An 18297-nucleotide genomic window follows, 5' to 3' on the forward strand; every position below is an offset into this window, starting at 1 on the left:
TACTTTTTTTGTGCAAAAAATAAAAAAATGAAGTGTGATTTCTCTATACAAGGTGTATGAAATGTTATATAATGGTGGTATGAAGTGTTAAGAAATGTATGAAAATGTTACAAAGTGGGTGATTTTGATATGTTCTTTGGGGAGTTTAGACACAATATAGATGCAAAAGGACGTTTAAGCATTCCTGCAAAGATGAGAAGTCAATGCGGTGAAAGCGTTTTTGTTACACGCGGAAACGATGGCTGCCTTGCTTTGTATACTCAAGAAGGCTGGGAAAGTTATTACCAGGAACTTCAGTCATTACCCCAAAAAAAGAAAAAAACACGTGTTTTTATACGTTTGGTAACTTCAAGAGCAAGTGAATGTGAATTCGATAAATTAGGACGTATTAATATACCACTTGTTTTAAGACAGGAAGGTCAATTAGAAAAAGAATGTGTTATTGTTGGTGTTGGCGATCATGTTGAGATTTGGAATAATCAGGCATGGGATGAGTTCTATAGTGACAATAAAGATAGTTTTGATGATATTGCTGAAGAAATAGATGACTATGAACTATAAAGGAGAAAGATATGTTTCATCATGTGAGTGTTTTATTGGAAGAGACAATAGATGGATTGAATATTAAAGAAGATGGAATTTATGTAGATTGTACACTTGGTGGTGGTGGTCATAGTCAGGAAATCTTGAAGCGTTTAACGACAGGGCATCTTTATTGTTTTGATCAAGATCAGAAAGCTATTGAAGCAGCACAGGCAAGATTAAGTCAAATTTCTGACCATTTTACAATTATCTACTCGAATTTTCGTTATTTAAAGAGTGAATTAGCCAAGTTAGGTGTCTATCATGTAGATGGAATTGTCTTTGATTTAGGCGTTTCATCACCACAATTTGATGATGGAGAACGTGGCTTTAGTTATAACTATGATGCAAAATTAGATATGCGTATGGATCAGGGGCAATCATTTTCGGCATATGAGTTGGTGAATACATATGAGTATCATGAACTGGTTAAAATTTTATATAAATATGCTGATGAGAAATTTGCCAAGCAAATCGCAAGAGCTATAGAAAGACATCGTGAGGAAAAACCGATTGAAACAACTTTTGAACTGGTAGATATTATTAAGGAAGCAATTCCTGCACCAGCTAGAAGAAAAGGTGGACATCCGGCAAAAAGAACTTTTCAGGCATTAAGAATTGCTGTTAATGATGAGCTCAGTGTTTTTGAAAGCGCATTGGATGATGCTTTAGATATTTTAAAGGTTCATGGGCGTATTGCTGTTATTACATTTCACTCATTAGAAGATAAAATTTGTAAATATACTTTTCATGAAGTGACAAAACAGCCTGATTTGCCAATGGGAATGCCTATTGTACCAGACTATTTAAAACCAAGATTTGAAAAAATTACACGTAAACCAATTGTCGCAAGTGAGGATGAATTAGCAGCTAATCATCGTTCTCATTCGGCAAAATTGAGGATTATAGAAAGGATATATGAGGATGAAGAGAAGTAAGAAAAAAGAAACAAGATTTGTTAGATTTTCTAGACGTTTATTGATTTTTAGTTTTTTTATATTTGTTGTTGGTATTGTTGCATTGAATTCTTATGAATCAACATTAAATATTAATTGTCAAAATCTAGAAAAAGAAATAGCAACAATAGAATCAGATATTGATGGATTAGATATTAAACAATTAGAACTTGCTGCTTTACCTCGTATTGAAGCGATTGCTAAGAAAAAGGGATATACATATGAACCAAATAAATCAACTGCCGCTATTGTAGGAGTACCTAGAGAATAATGGCTGTTAAGAAAAAAAACAATAACCAAAGTGCTAAGATTGTTGTCTGCATCATGATGGTTATTGTTGTTTCATTAGTGCTGAATGTTGTCTATTTGGGAGTGACAGGGAAACATTTAGTTAGTGGGAATGATATTAGGAATTATGCTGATGAACGTGGTGGTCGTCAAAAGGTTGAAACACTTTATGCTAAACGTGGAACAATTTATTCAAGTGATAATGAAGTGATAGCAAGTGATGTGAAAAAGTATAAATTAATAGCAATTTTATCAAAACGTTTAACTGCTGATAAAAAGCCAGCATATGTTGAAAATAAGGAAGAAACAGCAAAAAAACTTGCACCTATTATTGGAATGGATGAAGATAAGTTATTAGAACGTTTAAGTAAAGACACATATCAGGTAGAATTTGGAAGTTATGGAAATAATCTTTCTTCATTAGTAAAAGATAAGATTGATGCTTTGAATCTACCTGGATTAGAGTTTGAAGAACTCACAACAAGAAATTATCGTTATGGTGATTTTGCTTCTTATGAAATTGGTTATGCTCAGGCATTGACAGAACAAATTAATGGAAAATCAACAAAGTCTATTATTGGGCAGATGGGGATTGAAAAAATTTATAATGAAGAATTAAGTGGAACTAATGGACAAAAGATATATCTAGCAGATAATAATAATTATATCTTACCAAATGGTGTGATTAGTGAAACAGCACCAGTTTCGGGAAATGATATTTATTTAACAATTGATACAGATATTCAAACAGAGTTAGATTTACAAATGAAGAAGTTTACAACTGCTCAAAAATCAGATAAAGCAACTTGTGTTGTGATGGAAGCCAAAACAGGAAGAATTTTAGCAGTAAGTAATTATCCATCATTTGATCCTAATAAAAGAGATATTGAAAATTATGTGGATTTATTTTTAAATGAACCAGTAGAAGTTGGATCAGTATTCAAAGCGTTCGTTTATGCTAATGCTTTAACAGATGAACGATTGAATTTAAAAGCAACATATCCTTCTGGTCATTACTATTATAAGGTTAATGGAAAAACAGTTGCTGATATTAAAGACCATAATTATGGGAAAGGCTGGGGTTCTATTAGCTACGAAAAAGGTTTTTATTATTCTAGTAATACAGCTATATGTAATATGATTTCTAAAATATCAAATCAAGAAACACTTAAACAGGATTATGATGATTTAGGTTTCTTTCAAGAAAGTGATATTGATGGTTTAACGAGCACTGCTGGTGTTGGTGGATATAAACGCTCAGGAAACAGAGATCTTGAATTTCTTACAACTGGATTTGGTCAGGGTTCAACAATGACAGCCTTGCAGTTGATTCGTGGTTATAGTGCCTTTGCTAATGATGGGAAAACGGTTGAACCCTATTTGATTGATAAAATTGTGAATAGTGAAACGAAAAAAACAATTTATGAAGCAAAATCTCAATATTCTAAACAGATATATTCAAGTAAAGCAGTTAAACAAATGTTAGATTTATTAAGTGGTGTTATCAATATTAAGGGAAGTACCGGTTATACTTTCCATATGGATGATATCCGTTTAATCGGGAAGACAGGAACTGGACAGGTTGCTAAAGATGGGAAATATCGTACAGATAATTATTATACACATAGTTTTGTAGGATTGGCCCCTTATGATGACCCGGAAATTGTTATTGCTTATTGGTATCAGGGAAAAGTCAGTGGGAATGCAAATTCATCAGCGTTAATTAAGGCTGTAACACGTGCGGCTTTGAATAAATTAAATGAACAATCTGTAAAAGAAGTTGAAACATCTACATTCGTATTAGATTCTTATACAAATCAAAGTACTGACTTTGCTAAAAAGACTTTGTCACAACATCAATTAATTCCATTAACAATTGGTGATGGAGATACTGTTTTAGAACAATATCCGAAAGCAAAAACAGAAGTTTCTTCAAAATCACGAGTCTTTTTACAAACCAATGACACGAATATTACAATGCCATCTATGGATGGATGGTCGCGTAAGGAAGCAGAAGCTTTTGCATCAATGGCTAATATTGATATTGAATTTGATGGTATTGGTATGATCTATAAGCAGAGTGTTGATAAAGGAACAAAGCTAAAAGATGGTCAAAAAGTGAAAGTATATGCGAAATAGAACCTCATATGATGAGGTTCTTTTCATATTCTCGTTATTTGTTTCATAAGATAGAGTGGTGATGCAAATGATCTATACGTTGATGGCTAAGAAAATAAAATGGGTTAATATTGTTATGACAATCATTGTTGCTGCAATTGTCATCAGATTGGCTTATAGCCAATTTTATGCCTATCAGGAGTTGTCTTTAAAAGCAACAGAATCATGGCAGAGAGGATTCCCATTAGAAGCAGCTAGGGGAAAAATATATGATAGTCAACAAAAAGTTTTGGTAGATAATTTAACAACATCTTCCTTAATTATTGTACCAAGTCAGGTGAAGGATGCTGTTGATACTGCATATAAGCTTTCACAAATATTAGGTTGTTCGCAGGAAAAGATATTAGAAAAAGTGAAGAAGAAGGTTTCGGTTGAAAGAATTCAGCCAGAAGGAAGACAGTTAACTGAAAATAAGGCTTATCAAATTGATAAATTAAAATTACCAGGTGTTTATCTTGTTCAGGATACTTTGCGTTATTATCCACATAAAAATTATTTGGCTCAAACATTGGGATTTGTTGGGATAGATAATCAGGGATTAATTGGCTTGGAATTAAAATATGATCAATATTTATCTGGCGTAAATGGAAGTATTAATTATTATATGAATGCGAAAAGTCAAAATCTGAATATCTATCCAGCTGATTATATTTATCCTACAAAAGGGATGGATATTGAATTAACGATTGATAGTCGAGTACAAGATGTTGTGGAACGAGAATTAAATAATGCCTATTCAACATATGATCCGGATTCTATCTTATGCTTGGCTATGGATCCACGAAATGGCAAGATTTTAGCTATGTGTTCAAAACCGGATTTTGATCCTAATGATTATAAAAATGCTGATAGTGAGATTTATAATCGTAATTTACCTATTTGGAAATCATACGAACCTGGATCTACATTTAAAATTCTGACTTTTAGTAGTGCTTTAAATGAAAATCTTTTTGATATGGATAAGGATACTTATTATGATAAAGGATATGAAATTGTTAAAGGAGCGAGAATTAAATCATGGAAAAAGGGTGGACATGGCTTACAGACTTTTCGTGAGGTTTTACAAAACTCTTCCAATCCTGGATTTGTTGAAATTGGAAGAAGATTAGGAAAGGAAAAGCTTTATCAGTATGTTAAGGATTTTGGATTAACAGAGAAAACTGGGGTTGATTTAACTGGGGAATCTTCTGGGATTATGTTTTCATATGAAAACTTCAATGAGGTTGAACAAGCCACTGTTGCATTTGGACAAGGAATTTCGATTACACCGATTCAATTGGTTAGAGCAGTTTGTGCTTGTGTTAATGGTGGTATTCTCTATAAACCTTATATTGTTAATAAAATATATAATTCAAAAACACATGAAGTCATTGTTGAAAATCAGCCACAAAAAATACGTCAGGTTATTCGTCAGGAAACTTCTGTAAAGGTCAGAGATGCGCTTGAGGGGGTTGTTACTGATGGAGGAGGTAAAAATGCCTATATTGATGGTTATCGCATAGGAGGTAAAACTGGGACGGCTCAAAGAGCAATCAATGGAACATATGCGGGAAATGGTTATATTCTTTCCTTCTTAGGTGTTGCTCCAATTGATGATCCTCAACTTGTTTTATATATTGCTATGGATAATCCTAAGAAATGCGTACAGTATGGTGGAACGACAGCTGCCCCAATCGCAAGAAAGATATTAATGGATGTTTTACCAGCATTAAATGTAAAGAAAGTGACACAGCAACGTGAAAAAGCATACGTTTGGACAGATGTGAAAACATTTGAAGTTGAAAACTATATTGGAAAAACAAAGAAAGAAGTAAAAAATGATCAATATGGTTTTGAATTTTTAGGAAGTGGTGACTATGTTATTGATCAGTTGCCACGTGTAGGTGATACAATTGAAGAAGGACAAAAAGTGAAAATCATGTTAGGTGATCAAAATAGTATTCGCTAAAGATAAGGATTCTCCTTATCTTTTTGTTTTTTACTCAACATATTGTTTTATTTATGATATAATAAAACAATTGATAGGAGGGGATATGAATGCATATACAAGAGCGTGAAATAAGAAGAATTGTAAATAATGAAAAAGAATTTCGCTTTGGCAGAATGATGGATATTCGTTCCCAGTTAGAAAGAATGACAATATCATTAGATGAAAATAATGGTTGTTATCGCGTGAATGCAAGACTTTCACAACAAAATGAAAGATTCATTGTATCACTTAAAATTTCTCAGGATGGACAGATTATCCATGCCACATGTTCATGTGCCATGCGTGGAGATTGTCGACATATATCAGCAATTCTTTTTTTTCTTCGTACATTAACAATAACTTCTTTTCCATACTTTTATGAAATGAATCATGAAGAAAGTAAAACTTTAAAACTAAAAGAAATAGAACGTCAAAGAAAAGAACGTATTTTATCTAAAAAACAACAAGAATCAATTGATTTGATTTCCTTATATAAAGATCAGCTTGTACGTGAATCACTTATTCCATTATCATCTAAACAATATCGACTCAAAGCTTTTATTCAAAGAAAAAATAATAGTTTGACTTTGTCTTTGAAAGTTTATAATGAACAGCAAAGTTATGTTGTTAAGAATATGGAAACATTTTTAAATGCAATTGGTCATCATGAAAATTTAAAATATGGAAAGAATTTTGAATTTATTCATAGTGAAGATGCATTTGATGATGATTCTTTAGAAATATTAACATTTGTGAAAAAATGCTTTTTAAAGAATCAACTCTTACAAAAAGGAATTATAAGGTCTTTAATTGTGAGTGATGATGATATTGATGAATTATTTCAGTTGATGAGTGAATTGCCATCTTCTTGTTGTGATATTGCTTTTGATTTTAAAAAATATCAAATTCCTTTAGAAATAAGCGAACAGGAAAATAGTTATGTTCTTGATTTTAAAGATTATCAGGAATTTGATCAGGCAATGATGACATCTTTGTACATATATACTTTACAAAATGATATATTATATCGTTATCAATTCCATCAACCAGAAAAAATGATGGTTTTTATTCAGAAACTTTTAGAGACACGCGGTGGACTATATATACCAAAAGAGTCTTTAATGGATTTTTATAAATATATTTTGGTTGATTTGATGGATGATATTGATTTAAAGACACATCTATTTGATGATTATCGTCAGGAGAATTTAATTAATTTATATGGTGATATGACGAAAGATGATCAGATTTGTATTCAGCTTGAATATATTTATGATGATGGTATTGCTTATGGCTTTGATGAAGATAATCATCATAAGTCTAAAGAAGCTGATTTAATTGAAGATTATTTAAGACCATATATTGAAGATATCGATGATCATCTGATATATTTACAATATGATCATGAGTTTGCTTATCATTTTATGAAAGAGGGCTTACCATATCTGTCTAGTTATTGTCAAGTTTATGTAACAGATGCCCTGCAAGGCTTTTCACAAGTTCAGCCTATGAAGATACAAGTGGGTGTTCATATGAGCAATGGGCTACTTTCAATGAATATTGAGAGTGTTGATGTTCAAAAAGATGAATTAATGGATATTTTAAAAGCATATAAGAAAAAACGTAAATTTTATAAATTGAAGAATGGGAGAATTGTTTCTTTAGAGAATAAAGAGTTTAAAGAATTGGATGAATTGACATCTTCTTTACAATTGAAAAGTCAGGATATTATCAGTGGTGAAGTAGAAATTCCAGCATATCGTTTGTTTGAACTTGATCATATTATTCATGAAGATTCTTTGATTGATTATTCGCGTAGTCAGGAATTTGAAAAATGGAGTCAAGATTTATTTGAAAAGAATCATGATTTTATAGTTCCCAAAGCTTATCAGACGATTTTAAGAGAATATCAGGTTGAGGGCTATCAATGGTTACGATTAATGGAACATTATGGCTTTGGTGGAATTTTAGCTGATGATATGGGGTTAGGAAAGACTCTTCAAATGATTGTTTATTTGGAGAGTATGAAAGCAAAAGGTGTCCACTTAGTTGTCACACCTGCGAGTTTATTGCTGAATTGGCAGGATGAAATTGAAAAGTTTTCTTCTCATCTTCGGGTTTTATGCATTTATGGTTCAAAGGTAGAACGTGTTGATAAAATCGAGCAAATCAAAAATTATGATGTGATTATCACCTCATATGATTACTTAAGAAGAGATATAGAATTATATGAAAATCTGGAATTTCATAGTGTTGTTATTGATGAAGCACAGTATATTAAAAATCCTAAAACAAGAAATGCTATGTGTGTAAAACGTTTGAAGTCTAAACAACGTTTTGCTTTAACCGGAACACCTATAGAAAATTCATTAGCTGAATTATGGTCAATTTTTGATTTTTTAATGCCACATTATTTATATCATTATGCTTATTTCTTAGATAATTTTGAAAGACCAATTGTAAAAGAGCATGATGAAGATAAGCAGGCAAAATTAAAAGAAATGATTGCTCCTTTTGTATTAAGAAGAAATAAAAAAGATGTCTTAAAAGAATTACCTGATAAGATTGAACAGACCTTGTATTTAAGATTTAATGAAGAAGAGGAAAAACTTTATTTAGCTAATCTGGTTCGCGTTAATAAATCATTACAGGAAAAGTTAGATATGAATCAGTTAGGGCGAATTGATATTTTAGCAATGTTAACAAGATTAAGACAACTTTGTCAAGATTCACGTTTATTATATGAAACAATTGAAGAACCTTCATCTAAAATGAAGGGATGTATGGAATTGATTCATTCACTAGCAGAAAATCATAAAAAAATACTTTTATTTTCATCATTTACAAGTGTCTTGCATTTAATTGAAGAACAGTGCCAAAAAGAACATATTTCATATTATTTGTTAGATGGTCGTGTACCAAAAGAAAAACGTAAAGCAATGGTTGATGCTTTCCAAAAAGATGAGACAACACTTTTCTTGATTTCTTTAAAAGCAGGTGGCTCTGGATTGAATTTAACGAGTGCACAGGCAGTTATTCATTTTGATCCATGGTGGAATATGTCAGCCAAAAATCAGGCAACAGATAGAGCACATCGCATTGGACAAAAAGAATCAGTACAGGTTTTTTCATTGATTATGAAAAACAGTATTGAGGAAAAAATTATGGAATTACAAAAACAAAAGAAAAATTTAGCTGATACTTTTGTAGAAGGAAACAATGGAACAATTACTCACATGAGTATTGATGATATGAAGGCTTTATTTGAGATCTCATAATATGAGATCTTTTTATGTGCAAAAATGAGGGTCATTTTGGTAAAAATAGGATATTATAAAGTCATTATTTGTCGAATCGTGTAGAATAAAGGACAAATATTCAATGTATTCATCTTTTTAGGAGAAGAATAACTCCAAGATATTGAAAAATATTGAAAAAAAGGTAAATTTCGTATATCTAAGGAGGAAAAAATATGAAAATTACTTATTGTGAAGATTCAAGGATGAGTCATTATGAATTGAAATTGATTACTCATCCCAAAAATACAAAATTAGCGAAATTACTGGTCAGTCAATTTACAGAAAGTTTAGGTGAAATAGAAGTTTATGATGATTATCGGAATAAATATCCTATTCCGTTATTAGGTGTATATTATTTTGAGGTTGTTGATCATAAAATATTTGCATATACTGAAAAAGAAGTTTTTCGTTTGCGTTGTATTACTATGGCTAAATTAAGAGAAATTTTTCAACCGTCTGGATTTTATCAGATTAATGTGCGAACACTTGTTAATGTAAGACATGTGAAAAGTTATTGTAAACAAAGGGGGAGTCGTCGTAAAATCATATTAGATAATGGTGATATTCTGATTTCTAGTCGTCATTATAAAGATGGTTTTGAAAAAATGATTACTGATAGAAATTTTATAGCTTATGAGGAAATAAATGCTATTCAAAAATGATAAGAAGAGCTTATTCTTCATATTGTCTCGATAAAGACAATATGAATATTTTTAATTCCTTTTATAGTAATATAAAGGGAGGAATTTTTTATGAAGATAAGTTATGCACCATTTTGGAAAACGTTAAAACAAAAAGGACTAAACCAATATGTTCTCATTAATAAAATGGGTGTACGTAATAGTTTGGTCCATAAGTTAAGACATGATTTAGATATAAGATTAACAACTTTAGCTGATCTTTGTGAGAAATTAGAATGTCGCATTGAAGATATTGTTGAAGTTGTTGATGATAATCATAGTTAAAGGTTCACTAAGCAATAGTGAATCTTTTTTCTTACTACAAAAAAAATCGCTATTTTAAGTAGCGATTATGATTGTAAATCTTTTTCAGTAATATATTTTAAATCTATCATTTTTTGAACAATCTGGTTAGCTAATAGCTGATTAAATTTAGAATTTCCATTTAATTTATCTTCTTTTAAAAGACTAGATGGAATAAGATTTGTTTCTAAATCTTTTTTATCTTGTGTAGATGGTGTTATATTCGCATCTTTAAGACCGCTTTTTAATAAATATTTTCTAAAATCAAGGAAGTGTTCTTTATGTTCTTCTTTAAGAACTGTATTCATTGAATCAACAATATCAAATTTTCTTTTAGATGTCAGTGAAACAACAATATATTTTTTTGTTTTTAATTGATCAATGATAGCTCTTTGATATGTAATTGTTCTAAAAATACCATTTTCAGATTGAGGATCATATGTTCCTGTAAAAATGATAGCGATACTATTACTATCAAAAGTTGGGAATTCCGCTTTAATTTGTGTTAACTTCGTAATTTTCTTTTCAGTTCCCTTTTGATCTCTTGTAAAGGTATGCGTTTTCTTTTCACTATTGTATTTCAGTTTTCCTGTTATTCCACTGATTTCAACAGTTGTAAAGTTATTTCCTGTTCCTTTTAATGCATCAACTTTATCTTGATCTTTATCATAAAGTGAGATATTAACAGGAGTTGTATCACTAGGAATGGTGATATTGTTGACATAAACTTTTGTTTTACCCATTCTTATAGATATATCAATACTTTGATCTTGTGCCCCACCAAATTTATTAACAGAAAACCCTGTTAAAGATGATAAGGCAGTTGGATAAGAAGCTGATTGTGATCCCAGTGTTAAACTATCACCAATACAATAAATAATAGGTGAATGATTGGACACCGTTGAAGTTGTTTGTGATGAATTATTTTGTTGCTGGAGTTCTTGGTATTTTTGACTTTCTTTTCGCAGTGTAAGTGTGTCATATCCTATCATGGTAAAAATAATACAAAGCAGTAGGACAACAATAAGTGGAAAAGATATTTTTTTCATATTAATAGTAGTAATAAGAGTAGCTTCCAGATCCGCTATCAGATTTTGTTAGCACACTACCAAGTACATTTACATTATTTCTTTGTAACAGATTTACACAGTTAGCGGCATCTTTACGATTTGTATCTTGGGCAGAAATAACAAAAAGTGTTCCATCTACTGCATTACCAACAGGAATTGCATCTGATATTGTTCCTACAGGCGCACAGTCAACGATAATAAAGTCAAAGTTTTGTTTTAAAACATCCATATACTCTTTAAAAACATCTGAACCAAGTATTTCTGAAGGATTAGGAACATGGACACCACCAGTAAGAATTGATAATGTTCCTAAAAAACTTGGATCACTTTTCTTTTGAATAAAATCTGGATTGTAACGGTGTGTTTTTCCAAACTCAATCAATGCATCTGTTAAACCTTGCTGGTTTGACATCTTCATATATCTATGTAACATTGTCTTTCTTAAATCGCAGTCAACAAGTAAAACTCTTTGATATTTTGTTGCAAAAATAAAAGCTAAGTTCATAGATGTTGTTGTTTTTGCTTCACCAGGTTGTGTTGATGTGATGGAAATTGATTTTATTTCTTTTCCAACTGTTGAGAATTCAATATTTGTTCGAATATGTCTAAATATTTCAGTATAATCAAATTGATTATGCTTTTTGGATTTATCAAGAATATTTAATGTTTTTCTTGATCTATGTTTCTTTTGTACCATTTCTTATCTCCTTGTAAATAATTTTTTGAAAAAAGATTTTTTAACTTCAATATCTTCAACGGCTTCATTTTGAAGAATATGTAAAGGATTATCAAACATTAATGTTTTCAGGATATGATAATCATATTGTTTTGATAAAACATCATATGCCTCTTGCATACGTGGAATACGGTGCCCTTCACAGCGATGTGTATCTGTCGCAATGACATGCACCAATCCCTCATCAATCAATCGATAAGCATTATTTTTAACGGTCTTTCCATGAACACCCAATAAGCTTGATGTATTGACTTGAATAACATAACCACTCTCAATAAAATCCTGAACTCTTTCAATATCGACTTCATCTTTAAAATATCTTTCTACATGAGCAACAATAGGCGTCAAACCACGCACTTCAATTTCATAAAGATAATCTTCTACTTCATCATGACTTCCTAATTCTTTTCTGACATCAAATTCAGCTAATAAATATGATGTACCTTCAAAAGGAATAAATAAATCATTTTGAAGAGCCTGGATACAATCATGATTTAAAAACAATTCACAACCTTGATAAACTGTTATATTGTTTTTTAAAGCAAGTTCTTTGAGTTCGTTTATACGATCTTTGATATGTTTTATATCTTCTAAGGTATGAGAACCTGGGATGACATGTGGTGTTGCAACAATAGTTGTAATATTGTTTTGTTTGGCTACATGAAGAGCTTTAATGGCATCTTCTTGAGTTGGCATACCATCATCTATATCCCATGCATAATGTCCATGAATATCAATAAACTGCATAATACTAATCCTCAAAATATGGAATAGAACCTAAACAAGGAATGCCTAAATATTTTTCAGCTTCTTCTTTGTTGTGAACATGAGTATCTAACATGAATCTAATGAATAGATAGCCAACACTTAGAAAAGCACCTAATAAAGCACCAATTGCTAAATTCATTTTTAAACTTGGAGAAACAGGTGCTTCAGCAAGTACGGCTTGATCAACAGTTGTAATATTATTGATATTTAATGTTTCTTTTGCTTCTTTTTTGAATACAGCAACCATTTGATCAACAATTTTCTTACTTAATTCAGGATCATTTGTTTTAGCAGTAATAGAAATAATTTGGGTATTTGTTTCATTAGAAATGGTTACAAAACTATTCACTTGAGGTTGTGTTAAATCTAACTTTTCTGCAACTTGTGTCTGAATATTATTTCCTTTTAATAATTCAACATAGTTATTAACCATTAAATTGTTGGCATTAATTTGTGTGTAATCAACAACTCCTTCAGTGACTTCAGGTTTTGGATAAATACGTGCTGTTGATTCGTATTTTTTGCTTATAAAGAATATTGTGATAACCCCCGCAATGATGGCGCAAACTAAAATAGAAATGATAATTAATTTATATCTTGATTTGAGTAATTGAAACAATTCACCTAAATTAATCTCAATTTCTTCTTCATTTTGTACTATTTCGTTATCAGTCATATGGACCTCCTTAATGTATTTATAAATCTGTTAGAAATATCATAAATTAGTCATATCGACTTGAATTTTGTATAAAAACAAGTTATGATATGCATGATAAAAATGTATTTCTTAGTGTATTATGCTTTAAAGAGGGAAAAAAATCAAGGTTTATCCTCTATTTTAGCAGAAATATCTCTAAAATTTTAGATGAGTTATTAGGAAAGGGAGTAAAAAAATGAAAAAATTCGAGGGGGGGGGGTCTAAAAATGAACAGTATTAAAGATAGAAGGCAACTTTTTATGAGAAGATTCATTTTAGTGTTAATTGATGCTATCAGTGTTGTTGTTGCTTTCTACGGTGCACTAGCCCTCTACTTTAATGGACCAATTGAGTCAAGATTTATCCAGGGGTCGTTACCACTAGCAATGGTATTGCTTGCTGTCAGTCTTGGCTTATTTGCTGTTATGAAACTTTATTCAAGTTTATGGCAATTTGCGTCTATCACTGAATTGATGAATATTGTTATTGCAACTGCTTCTAGTACAATTGTCAATATACTGATTTGTGAATTGAGTGGATTTAATCCCCCTGAAAGTACATACTTTATTTATTTTATGATTGTGACAATGATTACTGGGGGAACTCGATTTGGTTATCGTTTCTTAAGGTTATATGCCAGTCGTCATCATTGGTTTGGGCGAAGTGATACACCTAAGTCACGTGTTATGGTCATTGGAGCTGGTTCGGCTGGTGAAAAGATTTTAAGAGAAATATTAGTGTCTTCTCGATTGAATAGAGAAATTATTTGTTTTATTGATGATGATCCTAATAAAATGTCAAGATCTATTCATGGTGTTCCAGTTGTAGGAAATCGTTATTCTATTATTGAAAATGTTCAAAAATATAAAATAGATGAGATTTTTGTAGCATTACCATCAATTGATGATAAGCAAGTTTCTGAAATTCTTAATATTTGTAAGGAAACAAAATGTAAATTGAAGAAATTACCAGGTATGTATCAATTTATTTCAGGTGAAATTATCTTAAATAAATTAAAAGATGTAGAGATTCAGGATTTACTTGGGAGAGATCCAATTCGTGTGAATCTAGATGAAATTATGTCTTATGTAAGAGATAGAGTTATCATGGTAACTGGTGGTGGCGGTTCTATTGGTAGTGAGTTGTGTAGACAAATTGCAGAAAGAGGACCAAGACAATTAATTATTGTAGATATCTATGAAAATAATGCTTATGATATTCAATTAGAATTAAAGCGAAAATACCCTAAGCTGGATTTGGAAGTCATGATTGCTTCAGTTAGAGATAGTAATAAGGTGAATGAATTGTTTGCTCAGTTCCATCCAGATATTGTCTATCATGCTGCGGCTCACAAGCATGTTCCTTTGATGGAAGATGCACCACATGAAGCTATTAAGAATAATGTATTTGGAACATTAAATGTGGTTAGAGCATGTGATCGTTATTCAGTTAAGAAATTTATTTTGATTTCGACTGATAAAGCAGTCAATCCAACAAATATTATGGGAGCATCTAAGCGTCTTTGTGAAATGGTTGTTCAAACCTATGATAAATTATCAAAGACTGAATATGTTGCAGTCAGATTTGGAAATGTATTAGGATCTAATGGATCAGTTATTCCACTTTTTAAAAAGCAGATTCAAAATGGGGGACCAGTCACTGTAACCCATCCAGATATTATTAGATATTTTATGACAATCCCTGAAGCAGTTTCACTTGTTTTACAAGCTGGAGCGTATGCTAAAGGTGGCGAAATCTTTATTTTAGATATGGGTGAGCCTGTAAAAATTGTTGATATGGCTAGAAATTTAATAAAGCTTTCTGGTTATGAACCAGATGTTGATATTAAAATAGAGTTTACAGGATTAAGACCTGGAGAAAAACTTTATGAAGAGATGTTAATGAAAGAAGAAGGATTACGCACAACTCCTAATAAGCTGATTCATATAGGACAACCTATTGATATTAATACAGATCAATTTTTAAAAGAACTTGATGATTTGTATCAAATAGCGTATGATGAAGCAAGTGATATGAGAAGTGCAGTGAAACATCTTGTTCCAACATATCATTATGAAAAAGAAAAACAAGGTGTGAAAAGAAAAGTAAAAGAACAAGCTGAAGAATCAGTACTTGTTTAGTAAAAATGAAAAAGAATTGACCTTGAGTAATCGTCGCGTGGTCGCGTTGCTCAAGCAATTTGTTATAATCAAACTGAGTCGAAGTATGCCTGGATTTATATTTCGATGGGCGAAGCATATCCAAATGGAGGAATGAACGTGTATGACAATTGGTATGCCGTACAAGTAAAATGCGGTAGAGAAGATAAAATTGTAAGAGCTTGTGAGATCATTGTTGATCAGCATGCTTTAAATGAATGCTTTATTCCTAGATGTAGAAGAATGAGGAAAATAAGAGGTCAATGGTATAATGTTGAAGAGATTCTTTTTAAAGGCTATGTCTTTATGATTACTGATCATATTGATGCTTTATTTAATGAGTTGAAGAAAATTCCAGATTTAACAAAGTTGTTAGGTAATGATGGAAAAAACATTTATCCCATATATAAAGAAGAAGCGATGTTTTTGACAAGGTTTGGTGGTAATGAACATGTTGTTGAAATTTCTAGTGGTTATATTGAAGGAGATATGATACGTATTACTCATGGACCTTTGATGGGGCAAGAAGGAAATATTGTAAAGATTGATAGGCATAAGCGAGTCGCTTATGTAGATGTTTCTTTGTTTGGACAAGTGACAACTGTTCAGGTTGGACTTGAAATTATTAGTAAAACTTGATGAGTTATATTGAAAGTTCATAGTGAAAGCTATGGCTTTTTTTATATATAAAAATAAAGATTTAAAGGGGGAATTGTCATGAATAAAATTTGTATCCCATTTTCACCACCTGATATGGGTGATAATGAGATAAATGAAGTTATAGGAACTTTAAAATCAGGATGGATTACAACTGGTCCTAAAGTCAAGGAATTCGAAAAGGAAATTGCTCAGTTCTGTCATACATCTCAAGCAGTATGTCTCAATAGTGCAACTGCCTGCATGGAAATGACTTTAAGACTGTTAGGTGTTGGCCCTGGTGATGAAGTCATTACATCTGCCTATACATATACTGCATCTTGCAGTGTTATCTGTCATGTTGGGGCAACGCCTGTTTTGGTTGATGTCAGCAAGGGTTCCTATGAAATGGATTATGATCAGCTGGCAGATAAGATAACGGATAGGACAAAGGTTATCATTCCCGTTGATTTGGCTGGTATCATGTGTGATTATGATAGAATATTTGAAGTTGTTGAAGCAAGGAAAGACTTGTTTCATCCATCAAATCAGCTTCAGAAAGTATTTGGAAGAATTATTGTGATGGCAGATGCAGCTCATGCATTTGGAGCAGAAAGAAATAGAAAGATGTGTGGTGAGGTCGCAGACTTCACTTCTTTTAGTTTCCACGCAGTAAAGAACCTAACAACTGCAGAAGGCGGAGCAGTTGTTTGGAGAGATATACCTGATATTGATAATGAATGGATATATCATCAGTATCAGCTGTTATCATTGCATGGTCAAACAAAGGATGCGCTTAATAAGACAAAGCTAGGAGCATGGGAATACGATATCATGTCACCATCCTATAAATGTAATATGACAGATATTATGGCAGGCATAGGATTGGCACAGTTTGAGAGATATCCAGAACTATTAAGACGAAGAAAAGAGATTATATCTCAATATGATGTGGCATTTAAGCCATTGGGTATAGAGGTACTCAATCATTATAGCGATGATCATCAATCAAGTGGACACCTGTATCTTACAAGAATTCCAGGATTAAATCCAGAACAGAGAAATCATATTATAGAGAAGATGGCAGAGAAAGGCATAGCATGTAATGTACATTACAAGCCATTGCCATTATTAACAGCATATAAGAATCTTGGATTTGATATTAAGGACTATCCAAATGCCTATGACATGTATAAGAATGAGATTACATTGCCACTTCATACACATCTAAGCAATGAGGATGTAGAGTATATTATCCAGAACTTTAAGGAGATTCTTTCATGCTTCTAAAGCCATGGGATGAATTACCTGAATATATGCAGACTGAAGAGGTCAGACCATACTATGAAAGTCTCAGGAGAAAGAAAGCGCAATTAGTATTAAAACGATTATTTGATATTGTGGTTTCTTTCATACTGATTATTCTCCTGTCACCATTGATTCTCTTATTTTCTATATGGATTAAAGCGGATTCAAAAGGACCAGTATTCTATAGACAGGAAAGAGTGACGCAGTATGGAAGAGTCTTTAGAATATATAAGTTTAGAACAATGGTAAGCAATGCTGATCAGATAGGCAATCTTGTGACATCAAAAAATGATTCGAGGATTACAGGTGTGGGTGAAAAGATAAGGAAGTATAGGATAGATGAGATACCACAACTTTTCAATGTCTTTCTAGGTGATATGAGCTTTGTTGGGACAAGACCGGAAGTCAGGAAATATGTAGAGCAGTATACAAATGAAATGTATGCGACATTATTATTGCCAGCAGGAGTAACTTCACTAGCCAGCATAGAGTTTAAGGACGAAGATGAGATTATTGAGAGATATGTAAGTCAGGGAAGAGAGACAAATGAAGTATATATCAATGAAGTATTGCCACTAAAGATGAAATACAATCTAGAGGCAATGACTTCTTTTTATTTTATAAAGGAAATCAGTGTAATGATAAACACTGTTGTGAGAGTGTAGGTG

The 18297-nt window shown here is 31.7% G+C and carries 16 protein-coding genes; 12 read left to right on the plus strand and 4 right to left on the minus strand.

The features are described from left to right. Nucleotides 1-129 precede the first annotated feature (129 nt). The 8 genes from mraZ (at nt 130) to BN1865_RS06645 (ending at nt 10237) form a co-directional block, all read left to right on the plus strand. A complete protein-coding gene (gene mraZ / locus BN1865_RS06610; protein WP_050636454.1) occupies nt 130-561 on the plus strand; it encodes a division/cell wall cluster transcriptional repressor MraZ in 432 nt (143 codons plus the stop codon). A gap of 11 nt (nt 562-572) precedes the next feature. After that, a complete protein-coding gene (gene rsmH, locus BN1865_RS06615) occupies nt 573-1520 on the plus strand; it encodes a 16S rRNA (cytosine(1402)-N(4))-methyltransferase RsmH (protein WP_050636455.1) in 948 nt (315 codons plus the stop codon). Continuing rightward, entirely contained in the window at nt 1507-1809 is a 303-nt protein-coding gene (locus BN1865_RS06620) for a hypothetical protein (protein WP_050636456.1), read from the plus strand. Before rsmH ends, BN1865_RS06620 begins: the two co-directional genes overlap by 14 nt. Beyond that, nucleotides 1809-3965, plus strand: a complete 2157-nt coding sequence (locus BN1865_RS06625; protein WP_050636457.1) for a penicillin-binding protein — start codon at nt 1809-1811, stop codon at nt 3963-3965. Before BN1865_RS06620 ends, BN1865_RS06625 begins: the two co-directional genes overlap by 1 nt. Before the next feature lie 67 nt (nt 3966-4032). Then, the gene (locus tag BN1865_RS06630) at nt 4033-5952 is read left to right on the plus strand and encodes a penicillin-binding transpeptidase domain-containing protein (protein ID WP_050636458.1); all 1920 of its coding nucleotides are present in this window, start codon (nt 4033-4035) and stop codon (nt 5950-5952) included. Nucleotides 5953-6041: 89 nt separating this feature from the next. Then, complete coding sequence (locus BN1865_RS06635; RefSeq protein WP_050636459.1) at nt 6042-9251, plus strand: DEAD/DEAH box helicase; 3210 nt, start codon at nt 6042-6044, stop codon at nt 9249-9251. Between the two features lie 194 nt (nt 9252-9445). After that, the gene (locus tag BN1865_RS06640; protein WP_050636460.1) at nt 9446-9934 is read left to right on the plus strand and encodes a LytTR family DNA-binding domain-containing protein; all 489 of its coding nucleotides are present in this window, start codon (nt 9446-9448) and stop codon (nt 9932-9934) included. Nucleotides 9935-10024: 90 nt separating this feature from the next. Further along, entirely contained in the window at nt 10025-10237 is a 213-nt protein-coding gene (locus BN1865_RS06645) for a helix-turn-helix domain-containing protein (RefSeq protein ID WP_050636461.1), read from the plus strand. 65 nt (nt 10238-10302) lie between these two features. Here BN1865_RS06645 and BN1865_RS06650 read toward each other — a convergent pair whose 3' ends face one another. The 4 genes from BN1865_RS06650 to BN1865_RS06665 are packed head-to-tail and all read right to left on the minus strand — an operon-like array spanning nt 10303 to nt 13505. Continuing rightward, nucleotides 10303-11304, minus strand: a complete 1002-nt coding sequence (locus BN1865_RS06650) for a hypothetical protein (protein ID WP_050636462.1) — start codon at nt 11302-11304, stop codon at nt 10303-10305. Between the two features lies 1 nt (nt 11305). Beyond that, nucleotides 11306-12022, minus strand: coding sequence for a CpsD/CapB family tyrosine-protein kinase (locus BN1865_RS06655; protein ID WP_050636463.1), 717 nt, complete (start codon nt 12020-12022; stop codon nt 11306-11308). Between the two features lie 3 nt (nt 12023-12025). Continuing rightward, complete coding sequence (locus tag BN1865_RS06660) at nt 12026-12808, minus strand: tyrosine-protein phosphatase (RefSeq protein WP_050636464.1); 783 nt, start codon at nt 12806-12808, stop codon at nt 12026-12028. Between the two features lie 4 nt (nt 12809-12812). Further along, nucleotides 12813-13505 carry a YveK family protein gene (locus BN1865_RS06665; RefSeq protein WP_050636465.1) on the minus strand — a complete coding sequence of 231 codons (693 nt, stop codon included), beginning with the start codon at nt 13503-13505 and terminating at the stop codon, nt 12813-12815. A gap of 248 nt (nt 13506-13753) precedes the next feature. Here BN1865_RS06665 and BN1865_RS06670 point away from each other — a divergent pair, with 248 nt between their 5' ends. The 4 genes from BN1865_RS06670 to BN1865_RS06685 all read left to right on the plus strand — a co-directional run bounded on the left by BN1865_RS06670 (nt 13754) and on the right by BN1865_RS06685 (nt 18294). Beyond that, nucleotides 13754-15667: a polysaccharide biosynthesis protein gene (locus tag BN1865_RS06670; protein WP_050636466.1), complete on the plus strand. Its 1914-nt coding sequence runs from the start codon at nt 13754-13756 to the stop codon at nt 15665-15667. Between the two features lie 132 nt (nt 15668-15799). Next, nucleotides 15800-16324, plus strand: a complete 525-nt coding sequence (gene loaP / locus BN1865_RS06675) for an antiterminator LoaP (protein ID WP_050636765.1) — start codon at nt 15800-15802, stop codon at nt 16322-16324. 78 nt (nt 16325-16402) lie between these two features. Further along, entirely contained in the window at nt 16403-17611 is a 1209-nt protein-coding gene (locus tag BN1865_RS06680; RefSeq protein WP_050636467.1) for a DegT/DnrJ/EryC1/StrS family aminotransferase, read from the plus strand. Further along, a complete protein-coding gene (locus tag BN1865_RS06685; RefSeq protein ID WP_050636468.1) occupies nt 17602-18294 on the plus strand; it encodes a sugar transferase in 693 nt (230 codons plus the stop codon). The genes BN1865_RS06680 and BN1865_RS06685 overlap by 10 nt, the downstream gene beginning before the upstream one ends. Nucleotides 18295-18297 lie beyond the last annotated feature (3 nt).

This window comes from Candidatus Stoquefichus sp. SB1, from assembly GCF_001244545.1.
Lineage (GTDB): Bacteria > Bacillota_I > Bacilli_A > Erysipelotrichales > Coprobacillaceae > Stoquefichus.

Excerpts from the sequence above, each read along its gene's own strand:
- mraZ (WP_050636454.1), top strand. The coding sequence starts at position 130 with ATGTTCTTTGGGGAGTTTAGACACAATATAGATGCAAAAGGACGTTTA.
- rsmH (WP_050636455.1), top strand. The coding sequence starts at position 573 with ATGTTTCATCATGTGAGTGTTTTATTGGAAGAGACAATAGATGGATTG.
- BN1865_RS06620 (WP_050636456.1), top strand. The coding sequence starts at position 1,507 with ATGAAGAGAAGTAAGAAAAAAGAAACAAGATTTGTTAGATTTTCTAGA.
- BN1865_RS06625 (WP_050636457.1), top strand. The coding sequence starts at position 1,809 with ATGGCTGTTAAGAAAAAAAACAATAACCAAAGTGCTAAGATTGTTGTC.
- BN1865_RS06630 (WP_050636458.1), top strand. The coding sequence starts at position 4,033 with ATGATCTATACGTTGATGGCTAAGAAAATAAAATGGGTTAATATTGTT.
- BN1865_RS06635 (WP_050636459.1), top strand. The coding sequence starts at position 6,042 with ATGCATATACAAGAGCGTGAAATAAGAAGAATTGTAAATAATGAAAAA.
- BN1865_RS06640 (WP_050636460.1), top strand. The coding sequence starts at position 9,446 with ATGAAAATTACTTATTGTGAAGATTCAAGGATGAGTCATTATGAATTG.
- BN1865_RS06645 (WP_050636461.1), top strand. The coding sequence starts at position 10,025 with ATGAAGATAAGTTATGCACCATTTTGGAAAACGTTAAAACAAAAAGGA.
- BN1865_RS06650 (WP_050636462.1), bottom strand. The coding sequence starts at position 11,304 with ATGAAAAAAATATCTTTTCCACTTATTGTTGTCCTACTGCTTTGTATT.
- BN1865_RS06655 (WP_050636463.1), bottom strand. The coding sequence starts at position 12,022 with ATGGTACAAAAGAAACATAGATCAAGAAAAACATTAAATATTCTTGAT.
- BN1865_RS06660 (WP_050636464.1), bottom strand. The coding sequence starts at position 12,808 with ATGCAGTTTATTGATATTCATGGACATTATGCATGGGATATAGATGAT.
- BN1865_RS06665 (WP_050636465.1), bottom strand. The coding sequence starts at position 13,505 with ATGACTGATAACGAAATAGTACAAAATGAAGAAGAAATTGAGATTAAT.
- BN1865_RS06670 (WP_050636466.1), top strand. The coding sequence starts at position 13,754 with ATGAACAGTATTAAAGATAGAAGGCAACTTTTTATGAGAAGATTCATT.
- loaP (WP_050636765.1), top strand. The coding sequence starts at position 15,800 with ATGAACGTGTATGACAATTGGTATGCCGTACAAGTAAAATGCGGTAGA.
- BN1865_RS06680 (WP_050636467.1), top strand. The coding sequence starts at position 16,403 with ATGAATAAAATTTGTATCCCATTTTCACCACCTGATATGGGTGATAAT.
- BN1865_RS06685 (WP_050636468.1), top strand. The coding sequence starts at position 17,602 with ATGCTTCTAAAGCCATGGGATGAATTACCTGAATATATGCAGACTGAA.